At 40.2% G+C, this 21,269-nt stretch carries 23 protein-coding genes; 13 read left to right on the top strand and 10 right to left on the bottom strand.

The genetic code is table 11. The features are described 5' to 3' along the window. Nucleotides 1-218: 218 nt before the first annotated feature. Genes rsmG through MuYL_RS08805 form a run of 3 tightly spaced genes read right to left on the bottom strand, consistent with a single transcriptional unit; the run spans nucleotide 219 to nucleotide 2,441 of the window. Nucleotides 219-845: a 16S rRNA (guanine(527)-N(7))-methyltransferase RsmG gene (gene rsmG, locus MuYL_RS08815; RefSeq protein WP_094570188.1), complete on the bottom strand. Its 627-nt coding sequence runs from the start codon at nucleotides 843-845 to the stop codon at nucleotides 219-221. Further along, entirely contained in the window at nucleotides 835-1,440 is a 606-nt protein-coding gene (locus MuYL_RS08810; RefSeq protein ID WP_094570187.1) for an RNA polymerase sigma factor, read from the bottom strand. The genes rsmG and MuYL_RS08810 overlap by 11 nt, the downstream gene beginning before the upstream one ends. Beyond that, nucleotides 1,431-2,441, bottom strand: coding sequence for a glycosyltransferase (locus tag MuYL_RS08805; RefSeq protein WP_245845814.1), 1,011 nt, complete (start codon nucleotides 2,439-2,441; stop codon nucleotides 1,431-1,433). Before MuYL_RS08805 ends, MuYL_RS08810 begins: the two co-directional genes overlap by 10 nt. 280 nt (nucleotides 2,442-2,721) lie before the next feature. Here MuYL_RS08805 and tgt point away from each other — a divergent pair, with 280 nt between their 5' ends. The 5 genes from tgt (at nucleotide 2,722) to MuYL_RS08780 (ending at nucleotide 8,005) form a co-directional block, all read left to right on the top strand. Further along, nucleotides 2,722-3,852, top strand: a complete 1,131-nt coding sequence (gene tgt / locus MuYL_RS08800; RefSeq protein WP_094570186.1) for a tRNA guanosine(34) transglycosylase Tgt — start codon at nucleotides 2,722-2,724, stop codon at nucleotides 3,850-3,852. Further along, nucleotides 3,853-4,959: an LptF/LptG family permease gene (locus MuYL_RS08795; RefSeq protein WP_094570185.1), complete on the top strand. Its 1,107-nt coding sequence runs from the start codon at nucleotides 3,853-3,855 to the stop codon at nucleotides 4,957-4,959. Beyond that, entirely contained in the window at nucleotides 4,959-5,864 is a 906-nt protein-coding gene (locus MuYL_RS08790; RefSeq protein WP_094570184.1) for a DMT family transporter, read from the top strand. The genes MuYL_RS08795 and MuYL_RS08790 overlap by 1 nt, the downstream gene beginning before the upstream one ends. Nucleotides 5,865-6,834: 970 nt before the next feature. Next, entirely contained in the window at nucleotides 6,835-7,113 is a 279-nt protein-coding gene (locus MuYL_RS08785; RefSeq protein ID WP_094570183.1) for a LapA family protein, read from the top strand. Continuing rightward, the gene (locus tag MuYL_RS08780; RefSeq protein WP_094570182.1) at nucleotides 7,097-8,005 is read left to right on the top strand and encodes an NAD(P)-dependent oxidoreductase; all 909 of its coding nucleotides are present in this window, start codon (nucleotides 7,097-7,099) and stop codon (nucleotides 8,003-8,005) included. The genes MuYL_RS08785 and MuYL_RS08780 overlap by 17 nt, the downstream gene beginning before the upstream one ends. 52 nt (nucleotides 8,006-8,057) lie before the next feature. Here MuYL_RS08780 and MuYL_RS08775 read toward each other — a convergent pair whose 3' ends face one another. Then, nucleotides 8,058-8,432, bottom strand: a complete 375-nt coding sequence (locus MuYL_RS08775) for a hypothetical protein (RefSeq protein WP_094570181.1) — start codon at nucleotides 8,430-8,432, stop codon at nucleotides 8,058-8,060. 48 nt (nucleotides 8,433-8,480) lie between these two features. Beyond that, nucleotides 8,481-9,284: a 4-(cytidine 5'-diphospho)-2-C-methyl-D-erythritol kinase gene (ispE, locus tag MuYL_RS08770; RefSeq protein ID WP_094570180.1), complete on the bottom strand. Its 804-nt coding sequence runs from the start codon at nucleotides 9,282-9,284 to the stop codon at nucleotides 8,481-8,483. Between the two features lie 282 nt (nucleotides 9,285-9,566). On the opposite strand from ispE, the gene MuYL_RS08765 reads away from it, so the two are divergent. From MuYL_RS08765 to MuYL_RS08735, 7 genes are all read left to right on the top strand, one after another. Next, the gene (locus MuYL_RS08765) at nucleotides 9,567-10,388 is read left to right on the top strand and encodes a thymidylate synthase (protein ID WP_094570179.1); all 822 of its coding nucleotides are present in this window, start codon (nucleotides 9,567-9,569) and stop codon (nucleotides 10,386-10,388) included. Nucleotides 10,389-10,411: 23 nt separating this feature from the next. Then, nucleotides 10,412-10,600 (top strand): hypothetical protein, encoded by a 189-nt coding sequence (locus MuYL_RS08760; protein WP_094570178.1) that lies wholly within the window; start codon nucleotides 10,412-10,414, stop codon nucleotides 10,598-10,600. Then, nucleotides 10,597-10,974: a type II toxin-antitoxin system death-on-curing family toxin gene (locus MuYL_RS08755; protein WP_094570177.1), complete on the top strand. Its 378-nt coding sequence runs from the start codon at nucleotides 10,597-10,599 to the stop codon at nucleotides 10,972-10,974. Before MuYL_RS08760 ends, MuYL_RS08755 begins: the two co-directional genes overlap by 4 nt. A gap of 1 nt (nucleotide 10,975) precedes the next feature. After that, complete coding sequence (locus MuYL_RS08750) at nucleotides 10,976-11,467, top strand: dihydrofolate reductase (protein WP_094570176.1); 492 nt, start codon at nucleotides 10,976-10,978, stop codon at nucleotides 11,465-11,467. Between the two features lie 253 nt (nucleotides 11,468-11,720). Then, nucleotides 11,721-14,714: a protein translocase subunit SecDF gene (secDF, locus tag MuYL_RS08745; protein WP_094570175.1), complete on the top strand. Its 2,994-nt coding sequence runs from the start codon at nucleotides 11,721-11,723 to the stop codon at nucleotides 14,712-14,714. Nucleotides 14,715-14,796: 82 nt separating this feature from the next. Continuing rightward, the gene (locus MuYL_RS08740) at nucleotides 14,797-16,110 is read left to right on the top strand and encodes an NAD(P)/FAD-dependent oxidoreductase (protein WP_094570174.1); all 1,314 of its coding nucleotides are present in this window, start codon (nucleotides 14,797-14,799) and stop codon (nucleotides 16,108-16,110) included. 2 nt (nucleotides 16,111-16,112) lie between these two features. Further along, complete coding sequence (locus tag MuYL_RS08735) at nucleotides 16,113-16,973, top strand: hydroxymethylglutaryl-CoA lyase (protein ID WP_245845812.1); 861 nt, start codon at nucleotides 16,113-16,115, stop codon at nucleotides 16,971-16,973. 293 nt (nucleotides 16,974-17,266) lie between these two features. Here the strand turns inward: MuYL_RS08735 and MuYL_RS08730 are convergent, their stop codons facing one another. The 3 genes from MuYL_RS08730 to fbaA form a co-directional block, all read right to left on the bottom strand. Further along, nucleotides 17,267-17,692: a GNAT family N-acetyltransferase gene (locus MuYL_RS08730; protein WP_094570173.1), complete on the bottom strand. Its 426-nt coding sequence runs from the start codon at nucleotides 17,690-17,692 to the stop codon at nucleotides 17,267-17,269. Further along, nucleotides 17,658-18,155 carry a low affinity iron permease family protein gene (locus MuYL_RS08725; protein ID WP_094570171.1) on the bottom strand — a complete coding sequence of 166 codons (498 nt, stop codon included), beginning with the start codon at nucleotides 18,153-18,155 and terminating at the stop codon, nucleotides 17,658-17,660. The genes MuYL_RS08730 and MuYL_RS08725 overlap by 35 nt, the downstream gene beginning before the upstream one ends. Before the next feature lie 87 nt (nucleotides 18,156-18,242). Further along, a complete protein-coding gene (gene fbaA / locus MuYL_RS08720) occupies nucleotides 18,243-19,322 on the bottom strand; it encodes a class II fructose-bisphosphate aldolase (protein ID WP_094570170.1) in 1,080 nt (359 codons plus the stop codon). A 365-nt stretch (nucleotides 19,323-19,687) separates the two neighbouring features. Here fbaA and accD point away from each other — a divergent pair, with 365 nt between their 5' ends. Then, entirely contained in the window at nucleotides 19,688-20,533 is an 846-nt protein-coding gene (gene accD, locus MuYL_RS08715; RefSeq protein ID WP_094570169.1) for an acetyl-CoA carboxylase, carboxyltransferase subunit beta, read from the top strand. 77 nt (nucleotides 20,534-20,610) lie between these two features. Here the strand turns inward: accD and MuYL_RS08710 are convergent, their stop codons facing one another. Next, nucleotides 20,611-20,844, bottom strand: coding sequence for a hypothetical protein (locus tag MuYL_RS08710; RefSeq protein ID WP_094570168.1), 234 nt, complete (start codon nucleotides 20,842-20,844; stop codon nucleotides 20,611-20,613). A gap of 91 nt (nucleotides 20,845-20,935) precedes the next feature. Continuing rightward, a complete protein-coding gene (locus MuYL_RS08705) occupies nucleotides 20,936-21,235 on the bottom strand; it encodes a hypothetical protein (RefSeq protein ID WP_094570167.1) in 300 nt (99 codons plus the stop codon). Nucleotides 21,236-21,269 lie beyond the last annotated feature (34 nt).

Raw genomic sequence — 21,269 nt, 5'->3', positions numbered from 1 at the left:
ATTATCTCTTTTTAATAAGGAGCAATTGCTGAACGGCCCAAAACCGCTTTGGCAATTTGTTATTTAAGTCCATTGATAATTACACTGATGGCAACCACGATTTTATAGCTAAAAAAGCGCTGCAATAATCATCCTAAACAATTAGCGGATCAATAAAACGGATAAGTATTCAGTTATGATATCGCTGAAATTAAATCAGAAACTCGGTTTAACCCCGGCTATCCTTTAATATAGATCACCTGTTTGGTTTCAAAAAACTCCTCGTTAAAATATTCATTGAGGTGATATTGGGTAACTTTCAAGCCCGACTCTTTAATTTCCTGCGCAAGATCACCACCCTTCAGGTAAAGGATGCCATTGGGGAGCGTATTTTTCGACTCCTTTTTAAACTTGCCGCGCACCCATGGATAAAAATCCTTGAGCTGTGTTACCGCCCGCGATACAACGAAATCGAATTTTTCATCGATCTGCTCAGCGCGCTGATGGGTAGCCCGAACATTTTTCAGCTCCAAAGCTGCCGCAATTTCCTGCACCACTTTTATTTTTTTTCCGATAGAATCAACCATGTGAAACTGCGTTTCGGGGAACATTATCGCTAAAGGAATTCCGGGAAAGCCGCCGCCTGTACCCACATCCAGTACGGTTTCGCCGGGTAAAAAAGCTAATACCTTAGCTATCCCTAATGAATGCAAAACATGGCGCTCGCCCAACAGGTCGATATCTTTACGCGATATCACATTAATCTGGCTGTTCCATAAGGTATAAAGCTCGGGCAGCCTGTTAAATTGCTGCTGCTGTTGCGCACTAAGATTGGGAAAGTATTTAAGCAGAAGGTTAGATATCATCCCTGTTAAAACGGTTAATGATGTTTCCAAGCAGGTACCTTGCTCTAAAAAGCTGTGCCTTAACCGTGCCTAAAGGCAGGTCCAGCTGCTGTGCAATTTCTTCGTACGATAGTTCATCAAAGTAGCGTAAGGTAATAAGGTTACGGTAACGCGGTGGTAAACTTTCAATCAATAATTTAAGTTCCTGGGTTTGTTGTTTTTTGATGGATGTTTCTTCGGGATTCAACACATCTGCCTTAATTTGCAGTTGTTTTTCTTCTCCGTCCTCATCCATCATTCCATGTATTGACATGGTATTCAACTTTTTCTTCCTGATAAAATCAATACAATTATTGGTGGCTACACGAAAAAGCCAGGTACTGAATGCATAGTCAGGCTGGTATTTATCAAGTTTTTCAAAGGCTTTGGCAAACGTTTCAACCGTAAGGTCCATCGCATCCTCCTTATTATTTACCATCTTAAGCACCATAAAATAAATGGAGTCCTTATACCTCTGCATCAAATCAGCGTAAGCTTTCTGGTCACCCTGGCGTGCCTTAACAACAAGGTAAAAATCATTTTTTGCGTTCTCGGTAAAGTTTAAATTTATTTCCATTCAGTGGTTTTTATAAGGGATCCAATCAATCCAAAAGTATTTAAGTAAATATAATAAACTGCATCAAAAAAAGGCATATACCATAAAAGGTCCTTACCATCTAATCGTTTAAACAGCCTGCTATAAATAATCATTTGAAAAATCAACCTAAACATAAACAAACCTGCTGCTAACAACGGTTCAAAGTTGAAAACTAAGCATGATGTTAATAAAATATAGAAAAGGAAGCCGCTTATTGCATCAATACTAAGCATGCGGCGATGCCTTTGTTTATATAGTTTGCCTACGCCAAAATGCCGTTTCTTTTGGCGGAATAAAGATGCAAAAGAAGTCTTGGCATCGGTATATATAAACGCATCCGCATTAATTTCGATAGCGGTATTAGCTGACGTAGCGTTTTGATTTACAAAAAGATCGTCATCGCCGGATATTACATGCATATGCGCCGCAAAGCCTTTGACACTAAAAAACAGTGTTTTGGTATAGGCCAGGTTACGGCCAATACCCATATATGCATCGCCGTTGATGGCAGCCGACAGATAATTAATAGCCGTTTTTATAGTTTCGAAACGGATAAAAGGGTTTAAAAAATTGCCGGTCTTTTTATAAGGCGAGTATCCCAGTACAATTTGTATTGGCTGATTAAAATTGGCAGCCATATAAGTTATCCAGTTAGGTGACGCAGGGATGCAGTCAGCATCTGTAAATAAAAGGTGTTCGTTTTTTGCAGCTTTTATCCCAAGTGTTAAAGCGAATTTTTTGCCGGTTTTAAACCTCACGTGCTCGGTTATGGTAACAATTTTTAAGTGGGGGTATCGTGCACTTAATTCTTCCAGCACGATGTCGGATGAATCGAATGAACAATCATTTATAACCACCACTTCAAAATCCGGGTAATTTTGTTCTAAAATAGCGGGTAAATTTTCACGTAAATTGTCGGCTTCGTTACGCGCGCTTATAATTACTGAAATTGGAACGGAAGCTTCGGGCAGTGTTTCCACAGGTTTATACCGGGTTAACCTGCTTTGATTAGTAACCAAAAAATATAGCTGAATTAGAAAGCAAGACTGAAATAAAATGAATAAAGCCGCGTGTATATATGTTTCCAAACTCTGGTTAAAATAATCGTGCAAAGTTGTTAAAAATTGTTGGAAAGTTGTGCGGTTACAGAGCTGTAATGTTAAATAAATCAAAACATTTGCCGGTGAATTAATGAGAGGTCAACTTTATAACATTCCAACCTAACAACATAATTATTATGTTAATTTTGCAACCGTAATAATGAAATTTAACTTAACAGCAAAAGATCCGCTTTCGAAAGCCCGGGCGGGTGAGATCACTACCGATCACGGCACCATTCAGACCCCTATTTTTATGCCTGTTGGCACTGCCGGCACGGTAAAAGCAGTGCACCAGCATGAGCTTAAAAACGACATACAGGCTCAAATTATATTGGGCAACACCTATCATTTATATTTAAGGCCGGGTTTAAACACTATTGAAAGCGCCGGTGGCCTGCATAAATTTAATGGCTGGGACGGACCTATCCTGACGGATAGCGGCGGTTATCAGGTGTATTCGCTGACCGAGGTACGTAAAATAAAAGAAGAAGGCGTTACTTTCCGGTCGCATATTGATGGGTCAAAACACCTGTTTACTCCCGAAAATGTAATGGATATCCAGCGCACAATAGGTGCCGATATTATAATGGCATTTGATGAATGTACCCCCTATCCGTGCGAATATAACTATGCCCGCCGGTCAATAGATATGACGCACCGGTGGCTAAAACGCTGCTGCGACAGGTTTGACAGCACGGAACCCAAATATGGGTATAACCAAACTTTTTTTCCTATTGTACAGGGTTCTGTTTATAAAGACCTCCGGGTGAAATCAGCGGAAGTTATTGCGTCATTTGAGCGGGAAGGGAATGCAATTGGCGGCCTTTCTGTTGGAGAACCGGCAGAAGAAATGTATGCAATGACAGAAATTGTTTGCAATATATTACCGGAGCAAAAACCACGTTATCTAATGGGTGTTGGAACGCCTGTTAACATATTGGAAAATATAGCTTTAGGAATTGACATGTTTGATTGCGTAATGCCTACGCGAAATGCCCGTAACGGGATGCTTTTTTCGAAAAATGGCATTATTAATATTAAGAATGAGAAATGGAAAAACGATTTTTCGGCCATTGAGGATGATAGTGACCTGTTTGCTGATAAAGCCTATACAAAAGCTTACCTGCGTCATTTGATCCATTCGGGCGAAATGTTGGGTGCACAGATAGCAACTTTGCATAACTTACATTTTTATTTATGGCTGGTTAAAGAGGCCCGCAAAAAGATTATAGAAGGCGAGTTTTATAACTGGAAAAATGTAATGGTTAACCGTTTAGGACAAAGATTGTAAATGAAGGCGTTTTTTAGCAGGTATTTAAAAACTATCGACCGGTATATCATTAAAAAATACCTGGGCACTTTCGTGTTTACGCTGGGAATTTTTGTGATTATTACGGTGGTTTTTGATATCTCGGAACACATTGATAATTTCCTTAAAAACCACTCGACCTTAGAAGAGATCGTTTTTAAATATTATGCAGGGTTTATACCCTTTTACATGAACCTGCTATCGCCGCTGATTAACTTTTTGGCGGTAATATTCTTTACGGCCAAAATGGCCAACCAAACCGAAATAGTACCTATATTGAGCGGAAAGGCAAGTTTTAACCGGTTTTTAAGGCCCTATTTTATTTGTGCCACACTAATTTTCCTGGTGTCTCTTTTTGCCAATATCTACCTCATCCCGTTTACAAATAACCTGAAAATAACCTTCGAAAATTCGCACCAGTTTAACGGCGACGACCCCACAAAAAGCGAAGTGCACATCCAGCTGGACAAGCATACGTTTGTTTACGTGCAATCATTTGATAACAGCATACACACGGGTTACCAGTTCATATTGGAAAAATTCGATGGCGACCAGCTTAGGGAAAAGCTGCTTGCCACTAACATTGTTTACGATTCACTGAAGCGGGTATGGACCATAAAAAACTATACCATTAAGTATGTAAACGGCCTTAAAGAAAAGTTTGTTGACAGCTCCGGCAGATCGAAAGACACGGTGTTAGACATGCGCCCGGTTGATTTTATCCACTATGATAACGGCTATACAGCAATGTCAACCAGTGACCTTGCAAAGAACATTGAGAAGGAAAAAATACGGGGAACAGGGGCATTAAAGGAGATGCATTATGTGATGTACCAGCGTTTTGTTTACCCTTTATCATCATTTGTACTTACGTTAATAGGCGTTTCCATATCGTCGCGAAAGGTGCGCGGCGGCATCGGTTTACCCCTTGGAATAGGGATTTTTTTATGTATGGCCTACATTGTTGTAGATAGATTTGCGTTTGTTTTTGCAGTAAAAGGAAGCCTTCCACCCATTATAGCGGTATGCGTCCCTAATGGGATATTTGGATTAGTTGGCCTATATTTACTTTCAAAAGCACCTAAATAATGAACGAGAAAACCGCACCAACGGCTATAAACAAAAACCTGGTAATTCTTCATTTTACTGTTTTCATCTGGGGCTTTACGGGCATTCTCGGGCAGCTTATTTCTATCTCAGCGGTGAGCCTGGTTTGGTACCGGGTGCTGATTGCATCAGTATCATTATTCCTTTATTTTAAGCTCAATAAAACAGCGCTAACAATCAGCAGGAACACTTTTTTCCAGCTGATTTTTACCGGTGCGCTCGTAGGAGGACATTGGATATTATTCTTCGCGTCTATCAAATTATCTACCGTTCCGGTAACCCTGGTTTGCCTTTCTTCTATCACATTATTCACCGCCATTTTTGAACCGCTGATCAATAAAAGCAGGATCTCAAAACTCGAAATCCTGGCTGGTGCACTGATTATAGCCGGCATTATTTTAATATTTAAATTTGAAACAAAATACACTAAGGGTATTATAGCAGGGTTAATCAGCGCTATATTTGCAAGCCTTTTTTCCATTATTAATTCACGCCAGGTGAAAAAACACGAAGCCCCGGTGATAGCATTTTATGAACTTTCGGGAGCTTTCGTTTGGATCACTATATACCTTTTATGCACTGCTGGTTTTAACCAAAGCATGTATCTGAGAGGTGCCGATATTGGTTATCTTTTTCTCCTCGGTACCATCTGTACGTCGCTTGCTTACGTAGCAGGCGTGTCGGTAATGCGCGAGCTCTCGGCCTTTCGGGTGGCCCTTATCACCAACCTTGAGCCGGTGTATGGTATCATTATGTCGTTTCTTTTTTTCAAAGACATGAATAAAATGACTATTGGTTTTTGGATTGGAGCCGTCATTATTTTGTCTACTATCTTCCTTTTTCCTGTCGCAAAAAAACAAATCTCCAGGAGAAAAAACCGCGCTTAATCGCGACATTTTTTATCCGCCTATAGCAATCCTTTAGTTATTTCCAATACGTCTCATCTGTAATTCAGGCTCCATCATTCGCCAAAACCACCGTCAATCCGTCGGGGTGGGGGATAAATCAACATCGTTTAAAACGCCCTTTTCAGGCGATACAAGCGACTGTTAATTCCGGAGGTATATCAAGTACCTTTTATCAGTTTCGCTGCAACACAGCAAAAATTTCAAAAAAGACTAAGTGTACTGAGAGAATTACCAAAGTTGATTTTTGATCTAGGCATTATCGGCTAAAATATGCAATATTTTCAACTAAAAACTTATCTATCCTAATGATTAGTATTTACATAAATATCTTATAATCTATACTTTACATAGATTATAAAAATAAAAAGTTTAAACTTTTTATTTTTTCTATTTTTTAAATTACTAATATAATTAGTATAGTTAATAATTAAAGCAATTCAAACACTATATAAATTTATAAATCAATATTTTAAATAAGTTTAAATCAAGTTTTAGTTTTAAATAAGCATCAGGGACAAGCCACCTACCTAAGTGTACTTAAATTTCCGGTAAGGATTTTTTAGAAATTGATTATTTCGGACGGATGTATGCCGGCACATCAATGAACCGGGGAATTAGCCGGATTTCTCAACGAAAAAAATCAAGGAATTAATGTTCAGAAAACAACCGGCAGCGCACGCAGTTACCATTAAAACTCAAACTGAAAATCCGGCGGTCAAAATCGATAATGTAGAAAGCAGTATTAAGCGGTCATAAAAAAACCATTGAAAATCCGAAAGCTATTTACCCTGGTTAAGGGTTATTCTGAAACACAGCATCCGAAAACCATTTGGTGATCAGCGCAAAATTTTACGGGGCAATTTCATTTACAGAGTCACGCGTAAAAATTCCCTGATTTTTATTCCAGATTAAAAAACCGGATATTGTATTAAATGTTAACCAAACTATCATGAGAATAAAAACTATTATCATCATCGTAATTACGATACTGCTTACCATTGTGCTGATGCAAAATACCGGCCGGGTTAATTTCGATTTTTTATGGGCCACTTTCTGGATGTCGAAATTGGTGGTACTTCTTTTCGTAGCGGTAATATCTTTTATTCTCGGCGTACTGGTCGGTCGCCCCAAAAGAGTAAAGCGCCTGGGTGGAGATTATATTGAACCTGACTTAAAGAAAGACTCATCAAATACACTAAGTAGCGAAGACAATGATTACATCAACTAATAAAACACACAACAAAATAGGGTTTATCGGACTTGGCAACATGGGGGTCCCCATGGCCAAAAACCTGATCAGTGCAGGCTACAGGCTACAGGTTTACAACCGCACAATTTCAAAGGCGGGTGAACTTGACGCGGCGTCAAGAACCGTCTGTCAAACCCCGGCTGCGGCGGCTAATGGTGTGGACATAATTATCACCATGCTGTCGGAAGATGAGATCCTGAAAGAGGCAGTTTTGGGCGAAGAGGGAATCCTGAAAACGTTTGCCAAAAACGGCGTTCATATTTCCATGAGCACCATCTCGCCGGACACGGCGCAACTACTTTCAAAGGCGCATGTAACCGCCGGAAGCCGCTACCTTGCCGCGCCGGTATTTGGAAGACCTGACGCCGCTGCTGCAAAAAAATTATGGATCTGCACCTCGGGCGATGAGCAGTCAAAAGAAATTGCAAAACCAATACTCGAAAGTTTAGGGCAGGGCATTTTTGATTTCGGCGAAGATGCCGGTGGTGCCAACGTGGTAAAGGTGGCAGGCAACTTTATGATCCTGGCCTCGATGGAGATGATGGCAGAGGCTTATACCCTGGCTGAGAAGAACGGACTCGACCGGACAAAGGTTGCAGAGTTTTTTGGCTCAACTTTATTCAACGCTCCCATTTTTCAAAATTACGGCAAGCTGATTGCGGGAAAACAATACCAGCCGGTAGGTTTTAAATCAAAATTAGGCTACAAGGACGCGCGTATCGCATTTAAACTATCCCAGCAAGCCGAGAGTCCAATGCCGATCGTTTCGATCGTTCACAACCGCTTATTAAGCGCCGTTGCAAAAGGATGGGGAGATACCGACTGGGTTGAAGGGGTTAGCCGCGGCGTAAGTGAAGACGCAGGGGTATGAGGAATTTCGGAAGTTGGAAGTTCAATTTCGGAATTTTTTTGGGGATCAGATTTCACATCTCTAAAACAGGGGTGTGAAACCTGCTCTTACAATAGCGACATCTGTAACTTGTTTGTTTTATTACAACGGACATCACACAACAGTATAAACCGTAACCAGCGAGCAGGAAAGAAAGGATCAGCAGTAATACCAGCATTATGGTAGCGGGTGGCTCAGGAATGTCTTCTTCTTTTAAATTCACAAGCAGCAACCAGTAGGGCAATACAATAAGCGCACACAAGGCTGACTTCAAAAAATACCTACGCCTGCTTTTGATCTTTATATTCCTGCTTTTGCATTCCGGACATTTTTTTGCCGGCGCTGCAGGTTTGCCAGGGTCAACAGGAAGTTTAAGATTATAACGTTTAGTTGTGTCGATTTTCTCCATTTGTTTAAAACTGGTTAAATCTGAGATTCACAAAAGGAAAATTCAAAATTATAAATCCCTGAACACTTCATTGTCTTCTTCCAGTCCGCTTAGATCAGGCGTTTTGTCAAAGATGCCAAATACAGATGCGCCGCTCCCGCTCATGCTGGCGTAAAGGGCACCGGCTTCGTACAACGCAGCCTTCACCCCTCTTATTTCCGGGTGGTCTTTAAATACCGATGCTTCAAAATCATTTTTTATATATTTTCTCCACTCGGTAATTGGCTCATAAATCAAATCCATTAACGATTCTTTAACCGGTGCCGGTTTTACCCCACGGTACGCCTCGGCGGTGGAAACATGAACAGGCGGCATCACCAGTACTATTTGATATTTGGACAGATCGAGCCTCACCTGTTCAAACTCGTCACCTATCTCAAAAGCAAACACCGGTTTATTTTTAATAAAGAACGCACAATCGGCACCAAGCTTCCTGGCATAGCCAATCATCCGCTCCTCCTCCATCCCCAATTCAAAACTCTGGTTAATGAGGCGGATAAAGAATGCTGCATCTGCAGACCCGCCGCCAAGCCCTGCGCCTATTGGAATATGCTTATGCAAATGGATTTTAACCGGGGGTAAATCGAAGTCTTTTTTTAACAGGTGATACCCTTTGACACAAAGGTTATCCTCTACCCTGCCGGGGATCTCCAAACCTGATGACTCAAAGCTTAACTCATCAGCAACAACAATTTCCAGCGCGTCTTTTATATTTACCGGGTAAAAAGTAGTTTCCAGGTTATGGTACCCGTCATCACGGCGACTAAGAACATTAAGGCCGATATTAATTTTTGCGTTTGGGAATATGATCATTGGTTGGTGTTAGTTGATTGGGTTGATCAGGTGATTGGTTGATTAAGTTGTTCCAGCCCCTCTTGTCTGATTGTGTTTTCTACAGTCTATACTCTTCCGCAAAGTTATTATGTTCTTTTTGATTAGGAATGATTAACAAACCTGTATTTTTACACATTCTTAGGATACCCAAATAAGATTATTTTTATTTGTATTTATTTCTGTTGATTGGAAAGGCATTGGTGTTGTTGTAAGAACTTAATCAACCCAATCAAACCCAATCAACTTAATCAACTCCAAAAAATGAAACAGTATCTCGACCTGATGAGCCATGTAATGGAAACCGGCGCTCAAAAACATGACCGCACCGGAACCGGTACTTTAAGTGTGTTTGGCTACCAGATGCGTTTTAACCTGCAGGATGGCTTCCCGATGGTAACTACAAAAAAACTGCACCTGAAGTCGATCATTCATGAGCTGATCTGGTTTTTAAGCGGCGACACCAATATAAAATATTTAAAAGACAATGGCGTGCGCATTTGGGATGAATGGGCCGATGCCGAAGGCAACCTTGGCCCGGTGTACGGTTACCAATGGCGTTCATGGCCGAAACCCGACGGCGGACACATTGACCAGATAACGCAGGTTGTTAACCAAATAAAGACTAACCCGGATTCGCGGCGGATGATGGTATCGGCATGGAATGTTGCCGATGTTAGCCAGATGGCATTGCCACCCTGCCATAGCCTGTTCCAATTTTATGTTGAACCTGCAAACCCGCTTAAAGGCGAGAAACGTGGTAAACTCTCCTGCCAGCTTTATCAAAGAAGCGCCGATATATTTTTGGGTGTACCGTTCAACATTGCTTCATACGCTTTGCTTACCATGATGATGGCCCAGGTATGTGACCTGGACTACGGCGACTTTGTACACACATTCGGCGACGCCCATATTTACAATAACCACCTGGAGCAGGCCCATCTGCAACTGAGCCGCGAACCCCGCCCGTTGCCAACCATAAAGATCAATCCGGATATAAAGGATATTTTTCAATTTAAGTTTGAAGACTTCACTTTAGAGAATTATGACCCGTGGCCGCATATAAAGGCTGTTGTGGCGGTATAAAAAATTTATTTGTAAATTTGTATATGACAGTTTTAGAAATAAAAAGTGAGATAAAGAGGACAGTTGATCAACTGCCTGAAAATTCACTGATTGAGTTATTAGATCTTTTGAAAGATCTGCAACAGTATCCTGCTGTAGACATAGCTTCAGTTTATCAACTAAAACAAATAATAGCTGAAAACAGGCAACTCCTGGAAAAACTTGCTCAATGATACACATTGACATTGCAAATTATCTACACAATCTTTTAATTGATGAGTTTGGGGGAAGCAAAGGGATTCGTGATAACGGATCGTTAGAGGCTGCTTTAAATCGTCCTTTTGCAACGTTTGATGGACAAGACTTATACCCAACTGTCGTTGAAAAAGCCACTGCAATATTTGAAAGTATCATAATTAATCACCCATTTATGGATGGTAATAAGCGTACAGCCTATGTGTTGCTTGAATATTTGCTACTAAATAAGGGTGGCATCAAATTAGACGCAAGTTTTGAGGAAAAATATCAAATGGTGATTGAGGCTAGTACGGGTGAAATTCGGTTTGACGAAATCAAAACGTGGATCTCATCTAAAATTAAAGTTTAAAATGAAAATAACAATAGTAGTTGCCATCTCTGAAAACCATGCCATTGGCAAGGACAATAAATTATTGTGGCATTTGCCGAAAGATTTAAAACACTTTAAGGAGATCACTACAGGAGGAACGGTAATAATGGGCCGTAAAACTTATGACTCAGTTGGCAAGCCGCTCCCTAACCGCCGCAACATCATAATCACCAGGCAGGCCATAACCGTTGAAGGCTGCGAAGTGGTAAATTCAATTGAAGCCGCTATAGCACTTTGCAAAACAGAAGAAGAAGTTTTTATTGTTGGCGGGGCCGAGATCTATAAACAGGCTATGCATCTTACAAACCGGATCTATCTCACCATTGTTCACAAACAATTTGAGGCAGATAGTTTTTTCCCTGAAATTGATTTAAATGAATGGAAAGAAGTTTTTAGGGAAGACCATGAGCCAGACGAGCGGAATTTGTTGCCGTATTCGTTCATTACCTATGAGCGGAGGGAAAAGAGGTAAAAGGAGAAAGGTTAAAGGCAAAAGGTCAGAAATATTCTGGATTTTATTTAAATGTGAAAAAGCTTACAACTTTACCCATAATTATCAAACCTGATAATCAACAACTTACACAAAAAACCTTTAAGCTTTCGCCTTTAACCCTTCACGTCCCCAACTGTTTTAAATTAAAAATTTCATGCTTGGGAAATTTTATTAGATTTGCCGTCTTATTTAAAATGCTTATAAACTAATTAATTACATATTTTAATTCACAATGCAAGGTAAAGGGGTTGTTAAATTTTTCGCCATATTGATGGCTGTTGTATGTATATACCAGCTTTCATTTACTTGGGTCGCCCATAAAGTCGAAAATGATGCGCAGGTGTACGCTAAAGGTGACACAACAAAAGCAAAGGCTTATCTGGATTCAGTTTCAACGCAACCGGTGTATCCGCTTTTTAAGCACAATTATCAGTACGTTAAACAAAGAGAGCTTGCCCTTGGTTTGGACCTTGAGGGTGGTATGAGTGTAACCATGCAGATCTCGTTGAATGAACTGGTAAAAAAACTATCAAACAACAATCAGGATCCGGCGTTTAACCAGGCTTTGGCGGCGGCCACCGTTGATGGTGTAACCAGTCAGCAGGATTATATTACCTTGTTTGTTGACGAGTACGAAAAGATTAATCCTAATGGAAAGCTTGCCGCTATCTTCTCAACAAAAGATAACCAGGACCACATTAAGTTTAATGCAAGCAACAACGAGGTTGAGTCTTATTTAAAAGATCAGGCCAAAACCGCTGTTCAGCAATCATACACAATTTTAAATACCCGTATTGACCAATTTGGTGTTGCAAATGCCAATATTCAGTTATTACCCGGTAAAGACCGGGTATTAATTGAGTTACCCGGGGTAAAAGAGCCAGAACGTGTTCGTAAACTTTTATCGGGTACTGCCAAACTTGAGTTTTATCAAACCTATGATAACAGCCAGGTTTACCAGTTACTGACTAATATTAACGGTTTAATTGCAGCAAAAAATAAAGCAGCCAAGAAAGATACAGCAACAGCTGCATCAAAAGCAACCGATGCTAAAACAACAGCCGCTGTAAAAGCAGATACCTCGAAAAATAAGGGCGCGCTATCACTTTTGAATAAAGTTAACAAAACCGGCGTTAAAGACACTTCGGCGTTAGGCGGTAAATCACAATTTGCTGATCAGTACCCATTGTTCAATGTTTTGAAACCAATGATGTACCAGTCGCAAAACGGACAAGGTGAGCTTGCCCGTGGCCCTATTGTTGGCCGTGCTGAAGTGAAGGATACCGCACAGGTTAACAAATACCTGCGCAGTCCTGAAGTAAAGTCGGTAATTCCGCAAAGCATGAAATTCCTTTGGTCAGTGAAACCACAGGAGAAAACGAAAATATTTGAATTATACGCTATCAAATTAGTTGGCGCTGAAAATGGTGCCGCACTTGCAGGTGATGTAATTAATGACGCACATAATGATGTTGATCAAAAAGGCAGCCCTGAGGTTGTTATGGTGATGAACTCAGATGGTGCCCAAAAATGGCGTACGATAACCGCCGAAGCAGCTGCTGATGTTAACAACAAACAATATATAGCTATTGTGCTTGACGATAACGTTTATTCCGCTCCGGTGGTTCAAAACGAAATCTCAGGAGGTGTATCATCAATTTCAGGCAACTTTACTGTTGAAGAAGCAAAGGATTTGGCCAACGTATTAAAAGCCGGCCGTTTACCTGCTCCAGCACATATTGTTGCTGAAGCCGTTGTAGGTCCGTCATTAGGGCAAGAGGCTATCCACGCCGGTTTATTGTCAAGCGTGGTAGGTTTACTGGTTGTACTGGTATTTATGATCGCTTATTACAACCGCGCAGGTACTGTTGCTGTTGTTGCGGTAATCATCAACATCTTCTTCCTGATGGGTGTATTAACCAGCCTTGGTGCGGTATTAACCATGCCGGGTGTAGCAGGTATCGTACTTACCCTCGGTATTTCGGTTGATGCAAACGTATTGATTTATGAGCGTGTACGTGAAGAACTGGCTTTAGGCAAGTCGTTAAGGATTGCAATTGCCGATGGTTTTAAACACGCATTGTCATCAATCCTCGATTCAAACATCAGTACATTCCTTACCGGTTTAATCCTGTTTGTGTTTGGTACAGGCCCTATCCAGGGTTTTGCTATCACCCTGATGATCGGTATCGTTACTTCATTATTCTGTTCACTGTTGATCTCAAGGCTTGTATTTGAATACATGCTGGAAAAAGGATGGGATATCAAATTCTCAAACCCATGGAGTTCACACACGTTTAAGAACGCTAATTATGCTTTCGTAAAAAATCGTTTCAAATTCTACATCTTCTCCACAATCTTTATAGTTGCCGGTTTAATTTCAATGGCAACACAAGGATTTAATTACGGTGTTGATTTTGTGGGTGGCCATAACTATACCGTTAAGTTTAATAACCCTAACGTAACTACAGAAGACGTACGCCCAATAGTTGATAAGTATTTAGGAGAAGGTAACGAAGTTAAAACGTTTGGAGCCGACAGGTTGAGTATAACTACCAAATACCTGATCAACGATAAAGCAGGTAATACTGATCAGAAAGTACGCGAGGCGTTAGTGAAAGCCCTTAGTACAGATCCGAAAACAAAAATTACCCTGGCGAATATTGTAGGCCAGCAAAAGGTTGACCCTACTATAGCAAACGGCCTTAAAAAATCGGCTTTCTTAACGGTTATTTTTGCGATCATTATTATCTCAGCGTATATCCTTATCCGTTTCCGTAAATGGCAGTTTAGCTTAGGCGCTATGGTTGCTACGGCACACGATGCTTTAATGGTGTTATCATTCTTCTCATTATTTAAGGATGTGTTGCCGTTCTCGCTTGATATCGACCAGTCGTTTATAGCGGCCATATTGACAGTTATAGGTTATTCCATCAACGATACAGTGGTAGTATTTGACCGTATCCGTGAGTTCCTTAACCTGCACCATGCAAAAAATGACGATCCGAAAACAGTTATTAATGATGCGATCAACAATACGTTAAGCCGTACCATTATTACTGCTTTAACTGTGGTATTAATATTACTGGTATTATTCATCTTCGGTGGTGATGTGATCCGCGGCTTCTCATTCGCTTTATTGATAGGTGTATGTTTTGGTACGTATTCGTCAATATGCGTGGCAACACCGGTAATCATCGACTTTGGAAAGAAAGATCTTAGATAAGTAAAATTATCAGGTTATTGAGGCTCCAAAGAACATTTGGAGCCTTTTTTGTTTCTATATAAAATGAAAATTATAATGTAACATGGATACAAAAGATAAAGCTAAATTTCCGCAGGTGGTAATAGTTGGCGGTGGCTTCGGCGGTTTGCAGGTTGCAAGCAAACTTGCCGATAAGCCGGTAGATGTATTATTGCTCGACAGGCACAACTACCACACCTTTCAGCCCCTGCTTTACCAGGTGGCTACCGGCAGCCTGGAAGCTGAATCAATAGCCTTTTCAATCCGCAAAAACTTTGCAGGGCAAAAAAACTTTCGCTTTAATATTGCGGAGGTAACCAGGGTGAATGCAGAGAAAAATACCATTGATACTTCTATTGGTGAAATTGCTTACGACTACCTGGTGATTGCAACCGGATCAACAACCAATTTTTTTGGCAATAAGGATATAGAGAAATTCTCAATGCCGATGAAATCAATCCCCGAGGCATTAAATCTTCGCTACCTGATCCTGCAAAACCTGGAGGACGCAACTTTAAAGGCTACAAAAGCTGAAAAAGAGCCCCTTTTATCATTTGTGCTGGTAGGTGCCGGCCCCACCGGCGTTGAATTAGCCGGGGCGCTGGCAGAAATAAGGAACCACATTCTTTGCAAGGATTATCCCGAACTGAAAAAAGAGGACATGAAAGTGTACCTGGTTGATTTTTTACCTAAAGTACTCGGCCCATTTTCAGACGAAGCATCAAAAAAAGCCTACGAGTTTTTGACGAATATGGGCGTTGAGGTATTGTTGAACGTTAAAGTTGAAAGCTATGACGGAAATGAGATAAAATTTGAAGGTGGAAAAACCATTCGCAGTAAAAACGTGATTTGGTCGGCAGGGGTTATGGGTGAAATTCCGGAAGGGGTAAATAAAGAAGTTATTGTTAGGGGTAATAAGATAAAGACAGATGACCACTGCCGTATGGCAGGTAGTCCGGCTATTTTTGCTATAGGCGACGTGGCTGCGATGATAACTGATGAAACCCCTAAAGGCCACCCGGGCGTTGCACAGGTGGCTATACAAATGGGTAAATATGTTGCAGAAACAATCATCCAAACGATAAACGGAGAAGCGACAAAGCCATTCAAATATTTTGATAAAGGCTCATTGGCTACTATTGGCCGAAATAAGGCTGTTGCAGATTTGGGTAAAGTAAAATTCCAGGGATTTTTTGCCTGGATGATTTGGATGTTTGTACATTTGATCTCACTGTTAGGCTTCAGGAACAAATTGCATGTATTCATTAACTGGATTGGCAGTTACATCAGCTTTAACGGCGGCAGCAGGCTCATTATCCGCCAGTTTAAAAAAGAGACCTTAGCCAGCAAAACCGAACAAGTAGCAATACCAGACTAAAGTTGACAAACGCACCCGTAAAGATAACCGAATGCCCGCGTGATGCCATGCAGGGGCTTCATGACTTTATCCCAACAGCGGATAAAGCGGCCTACATTAATTTATTATTACAGGTTGGTTTTGATACCATTGATTTTGGGAGTTTTGTGTCCTCCAAAGCTATCCCTCAAATGCGGGATACTGCCGAAGTATTAAGCATGCTGGATTTAAGCAATACCAAATCAAAGCTACTGGCTATTATAGCAAATTACCGTGGTGCGGAAGATGCAGCAAAGCACCAGGAAATTACGTACCTGGGCTATCCGTTTTCCATTTCCGAAACTTTTCAGCAGCGGAATACAAATTCCGGAATTAGTGAATCTTTTGATACTGTGAAACGGATGCATGACTTATGTGGAAAGAGTAATAAACAATTACTGGTGTATTTATCCATGGGATTCGGAAATCCTTACGGGGATGAGTGGAATATAGAAATAGTACAATACTGGGCAGAAAAACTTATTAATGAAGGGATCAGCCAAATAGCTTTAGCAGATACTATTGGGATAGCCACGCCGGAACAAATAAACAGTTTATACCCGTTGCTTTGCAGGCAATCTCCAAAAACAGAATTTGGGATTCATTTACATTCTACTCCTAATACATGGCACGAAAAAATTGAAGCGGCTTATCACAGTGGTTGCAGAAGATTTGATACTACTGTAAAAGGCTATGGTGGCTGCCCAATGGCAAAAGATGAGCTTACAGGCAACATTGCCACCGAAAACCTAATCGACTACCTTCAATCGCAAAACGAGCCTACAGGGCTTGATATGGATAAATTCAGCGCAGCTATGGCATATTCAGGCCAAATTTTTATTTAATTTATTCAACTTTGCTGTAAGTAAAATAATAGTTCAGAAACGGTAAAAAAGTTAAATTTCTTAATTAACGTGCATTTTCGATCTAAAAAATAGTGTAACACCTTTATTATCATATATTTAATCACTAACAAAAATCTAATCAGTTAATAATCAGCATGTTTCACTTTGTTCCGGGTGTTCCGCGTGCAAAAATGGAACGCTTTGCCTGCACAGATCTGCAAACTTGCGCTTCACTTTATATAAAGTTGTAGTGGCATGCGATTATTCTCAAAAAATAAACAGCAACTAAAAAATCACGCCTTCACCATTTTAAAATGCCTGATCCCTGCTTCCTCAAATTCAGGCCCAGTTTTCTCAAAACCAAATTTTTCATATAAGCTTACAGCCTGGATCTGCGCATGCATATAAACGTAAGCAGCATCCGCAGGCAAATCAGCCAAAACAGTTTTAACCAACTCCTGCCCTACTCCCATTCCCCTGAAATTTTTCAATACGGCAAATCGTTCAAGCTTGTAGCCTTTATCTGTGTTACGCCAGCGCGATGCACCGGCAGGTTCCCCGTTAACTGTTGCTAAAAAATGAGTTGATTCCTCTTCAAATTCCCATTCCAGTTCGGGCGGGCAATTTTGTTCATCTACAAATACTTCACGCCTGATGGCGAATACTTTTTCAAGATCGGCCTGATCACTTACTTTGTTTGCTTTTACTGTTACCGGCATTTTTATAAGAGTTTCTTTGCTTAAAATTATTTTGCTTAGAGTTGTTATTTTCCTCCGCCGCATCAATAGAATGGGTGCAGGTAAGGTCATCTTCCTTTTCGGCTAATTTACCCAATTTAACATAAAAGCGATGTAACTGATCAAGTTCAATTTCAGTAAGGTCCTCAATGTTTACCATGCGGTTACTTGTACCCTGGTGAGAAGCTATTAACTCATTTAGCTTAAGGTGAATTGCCTTTGAATCTTTATTTTGCGATTTCTGTATCAAAAAAACCATTAAAAAGGTAACAATGGTTGTACCTGTATTAATAATTAACTGCCAGGTGTTTGAATATTGAAATACAGGCCCGGTAACAATCCACACCAGTATAGTGCTTGAAGCTATAATAAAAGCGGCTGAACTACCGGTTGCCATAGTTGCCCAATTGGCAAAACGTTCAAAAAGATTCTTTTTCTTAGCCATGATAAATTTATTTGCTGAACAACAAAAAAAAAGCGCCAATGTTTAAAACATCGGCGCTTTTTACAACAAACAGGAATGCTGCTTATCTTATAATTTACTATTCACATCAAGGCAATTCAAATCACCAAAAGCAACAGTTAATCTCTTAACAAAGCTTTCTTCACCTTTACGTAACCAAACACGCGGATCGTAATATTTTTTGTTTGGAGAATCTTCGCCTTCAGGGTTACCGATCTGGCTTTGCAGATACCCTTCTTTTGATTTGTAGTAATCTTTTATACCTTCCCAATATGCCCATTGCATATCGGTATCAATATTCATTTTAATAGCACCATAAGAGATCGCTTCCCTTATTTCTTCCTGGCTTGAGCCGGAACCGCCATGGAATACAAAATTGATTGGTTTTTCAGCAGCAAGACCGCAATGCTTTCTAACATACTCCTGCGAGTTATGCAAAATTACTGGCTGCAGCTTAACATTACCCGGTTTATAAACACCGTGTACGTTACCAAAAGCAGCTGCAACTGTAAAGCGTGGGCTAACTTTTGAAAGTTCCTCGTATGAGTAAGCAACGTCTTCAGGTTGTGTATATAAACGTGAACTATCAACATCTGAATTATCCACACCGTCTTCCTCGCCACCGGTAACGCCTAATTCTATCTCTAAGGTCATTCCCATTTTTGCCATCCGGGCAAGGTATTTAGCAGAGATTTCGATATTTTCATGCAACGACTCTTCCGAAAGGTCAAGCATATGCGATGAAAACAACGGTTTCCCAGTTTCAGCAAAAAACTTTTCACCATGATCCAACAAACCGTCAATCCATGGAAGAAACTTCATTGCAGCATGGTCAGTATGTAATATTACGGCAACACCATAGTGTTCCGCTAATAAGTGAACATGCTTTGCAGCAGAAACAGCGCCTAAGATACAAGCCTGCAGTTTAGAGTTATCTAATGATTTACCTGCATAAAACTGCGCACCGCCGTTTGATAATTGGATAATTACCGGGGAATTTACAGCTTTAGCTGTTTCCATAACAGCGTTAACGGTATTGGTACCTATTACATTTACTGCCGGTAAAGCAAACTGGTGCTTTTTTGCCGCTTCAAATAGCTCCTGAACCTGATCGCCGGTCAGAACGCCCTTATAATTTTTTAAATCCATTTAACTTTTAATTGGGTCCCGAAGTTAAAAAAAAATATCATTGTAGTTATTACCCTGGTTGCGAAACACAACTTTTTTCAAGTTTTTGAATAAACAATTGTTAATTATGTTTATAATAAAAACAAGCGACTAATCAACAACTAAATTTTGATTTTTATAATAGAAGTTAGATTTAATGCAAGGGATTAAAGCGCTGGCTCCTATCGTTTATCCGAAAAAATATTGAATATCAGCCTGTAAATTAATTAAAACCAAAGCAATATTTTTTTTTAATACCCTATCAATTTCAGATCTCGAATGAAACATCCTATATCTCAAAAAAAATTTCGTTTCTTTGTATCCAATTGAAAGAGTTAGATATAGATATGGCTTGGTTTAAAAGGGAAATCAAAGGGATAATTACGACCACGGAGGAAAAGAAGGAAGCGCCTGACGGCATCTGGAACAAATGCCCTGAATGTAAGAAACCTCTTCATTATTCTGAACAGGTTGAAAATCAATACGTTTGTCATTATTGCGGGTATCATTTACGCATAGGTTCAAAAGAATATTTCTCCATACTTTTTGATAATAACGAGTTTACAGAATTATTCCCTGATTTGATATCGGGCGATCCGCTTCATTTTGAAGATACCAAAAAATATACCGACAGGCTGAAAGAAACCATGAGCAAAACTGGTTTAAAAGATGCTATAAGGGCTGGAACGGGCACTATGGGCGGGCAACCACTGGTAATTGCCTGTATGGACTTCAATTTTATAGGCGGATCAATGGGATCAGTAGTAGGCGAGAAAATAGCCCGCTCTATTGATTATTGTATTGAGCATAAAATCCCATTCCTGATGATCTCGAAATCGGGTGGAGCACGTATGATGGAGGCGGCGTTTTCATTAATGCAAATGGCTAAAACATCGGCCAAACTCGCACTGCTATCACAAGCAAAAATACCTTATATCTCCTTATTAACCGATCCTACCACAGGGGGTGTTACTGCATCTTATGCAATGCTGGGGGATATCAATATAGCGGAACCAGGTTCGTTAATTGGATTTGCCGGGCCAAGGGTTATTAAAGAGACCATTAAAAAAGATCTTCCAAAAGGTTTTCAAACTGCCGAATTTGTACAGGAACACGGATTTTTGGATTTTATAGTTGACCGCAGGGAAATGAAAGAAAGACTATCTTCCTTTTTGAAAATGATGGTTAATTAAACAAAATATATTAAAAAAAAACGAGGCTGCCTTTCCAGACAGCCTCGTTTTTTTTTGCGCAGATTCAGGTTAAGCTCTTATTTGAATGTTCCGGCATTTTGGCTGGTATCGCCGTCGGCATTTTTACTTATTTTATCCCAGTTTGGGCCTTCAACGCCTGAATCGTCTTTACCCATATAATTTTTTGCCTTAGGATCGCCGCCTTTGTTTATTTCTGCAGCACTGGGTTTTTCTGCATTTGGAAACGGTTTTGTTGCGTCATCTTTTTCTGCTTCCATTTTTTTAAAAAGATCTTTATTCTTGGTTTCCATAATTAACACATAATTAATGACCAAAAAGTGTAAGGATATGGTTACTCGTAATCCTTACGCTTTTACTGATCGTTGTCAGAAAATTGGTTATTTATATATTGTTCTCGGTACCTGGTTCGTGGCCAACCATTCTTCCGGTTGTACGGCCATGATTACTTGGTTTGAAATCAGTTTCAGGATTTCCTACGGATGGGAATTCTTTATGATTAGGCGGCGTGACGTCTGTTTGTTCGCTATACGAGGCGTCATTGCCACCTTGTTGCTGCTCCTGCTCCTGTTCGTTAGGATAACCTGATTGCTCTTGTTCTGATTCTCTTTTTTCAGGAATTTCATTCGGACGACCTTGTCCGCGATGTTCCACGCTTTCGGAATTTTTACTATTTGAACTCATGGTAGTTTAATTTATAATTAAATAAACCCACCGT

Origin of the sequence: Mucilaginibacter xinganensis (assembly GCF_002257585.1) — a bacterium.
GTDB lineage: Bacteria > Bacteroidota > Bacteroidia > Sphingobacteriales > Sphingobacteriaceae > Mucilaginibacter > Mucilaginibacter xinganensis.
Note: the sequence above shows the minus strand (reverse complement) of the source record. Positions and strands in the feature narration are given on the sequence as shown.

Bases quoted from the DNA above. Each gene is read 5' to 3' on its own strand.
- rsmG (WP_094570188.1), bottom strand. From the start codon at position 845: ATGATATCTAACCTTCTGCTTAAATACTTTCCCAATCTTAGTGCGCAA.
- MuYL_RS08810 (WP_094570187.1), bottom strand. From the start codon at position 1,440: ATGGAAATAAATTTAAACTTTACCGAGAACGCAAAAAATGATTTTTAC.
- tgt (WP_094570186.1), top strand. From the start codon at position 2,722: ATGAAATTTAACTTAACAGCAAAAGATCCGCTTTCGAAAGCCCGGGCG.
- MuYL_RS08795 (WP_094570185.1), top strand. From the start codon at position 3,853: ATGAAGGCGTTTTTTAGCAGGTATTTAAAAACTATCGACCGGTATATC.
- MuYL_RS08790 (WP_094570184.1), top strand. From the start codon at position 4,959: ATGAACGAGAAAACCGCACCAACGGCTATAAACAAAAACCTGGTAATT.
- MuYL_RS08785 (WP_094570183.1), top strand. From the start codon at position 6,835: ATGAGAATAAAAACTATTATCATCATCGTAATTACGATACTGCTTACC.
- MuYL_RS08780 (WP_094570182.1), top strand. From the start codon at position 7,097: ATGATTACATCAACTAATAAAACACACAACAAAATAGGGTTTATCGGA.
- MuYL_RS08775 (WP_094570181.1), bottom strand. From the start codon at position 8,432: ATGGAGAAAATCGACACAACTAAACGTTATAATCTTAAACTTCCTGTT.
- ispE (WP_094570180.1), bottom strand. From the start codon at position 9,284: ATGATCATATTCCCAAACGCAAAAATTAATATCGGCCTTAATGTTCTT.
- MuYL_RS08765 (WP_094570179.1), top strand. From the start codon at position 9,567: ATGAAACAGTATCTCGACCTGATGAGCCATGTAATGGAAACCGGCGCT.
- MuYL_RS08760 (WP_094570178.1), top strand. From the start codon at position 10,412: ATGACAGTTTTAGAAATAAAAAGTGAGATAAAGAGGACAGTTGATCAA.
- MuYL_RS08755 (WP_094570177.1), top strand. From the start codon at position 10,597: ATGATACACATTGACATTGCAAATTATCTACACAATCTTTTAATTGAT.
- MuYL_RS08750 (WP_094570176.1), top strand. From the start codon at position 10,976: ATGAAAATAACAATAGTAGTTGCCATCTCTGAAAACCATGCCATTGGC.
- secDF (WP_094570175.1), top strand. From the start codon at position 11,721: ATGCAAGGTAAAGGGGTTGTTAAATTTTTCGCCATATTGATGGCTGTT.
- MuYL_RS08740 (WP_094570174.1), top strand. From the start codon at position 14,797: ATGGATACAAAAGATAAAGCTAAATTTCCGCAGGTGGTAATAGTTGGC.
- MuYL_RS08730 (WP_094570173.1), bottom strand. From the start codon at position 17,692: ATGCCGGTAACAGTAAAAGCAAACAAAGTAAGTGATCAGGCCGATCTT.
- MuYL_RS08725 (WP_094570171.1), bottom strand. From the start codon at position 18,155: ATGGCTAAGAAAAAGAATCTTTTTGAACGTTTTGCCAATTGGGCAACT.
- fbaA (WP_094570170.1), bottom strand. From the start codon at position 19,322: ATGGATTTAAAAAATTATAAGGGCGTTCTGACCGGCGATCAGGTTCAG.
- accD (WP_094570169.1), top strand. From the start codon at position 19,688: ATGGCTTGGTTTAAAAGGGAAATCAAAGGGATAATTACGACCACGGAG.
- MuYL_RS08710 (WP_094570168.1), bottom strand. From the start codon at position 20,844: ATGGAAACCAAGAATAAAGATCTTTTTAAAAAAATGGAAGCAGAAAAA.
- MuYL_RS08705 (WP_094570167.1), bottom strand. From the start codon at position 21,235: ATGAGTTCAAATAGTAAAAATTCCGAAAGCGTGGAACATCGCGGACAA.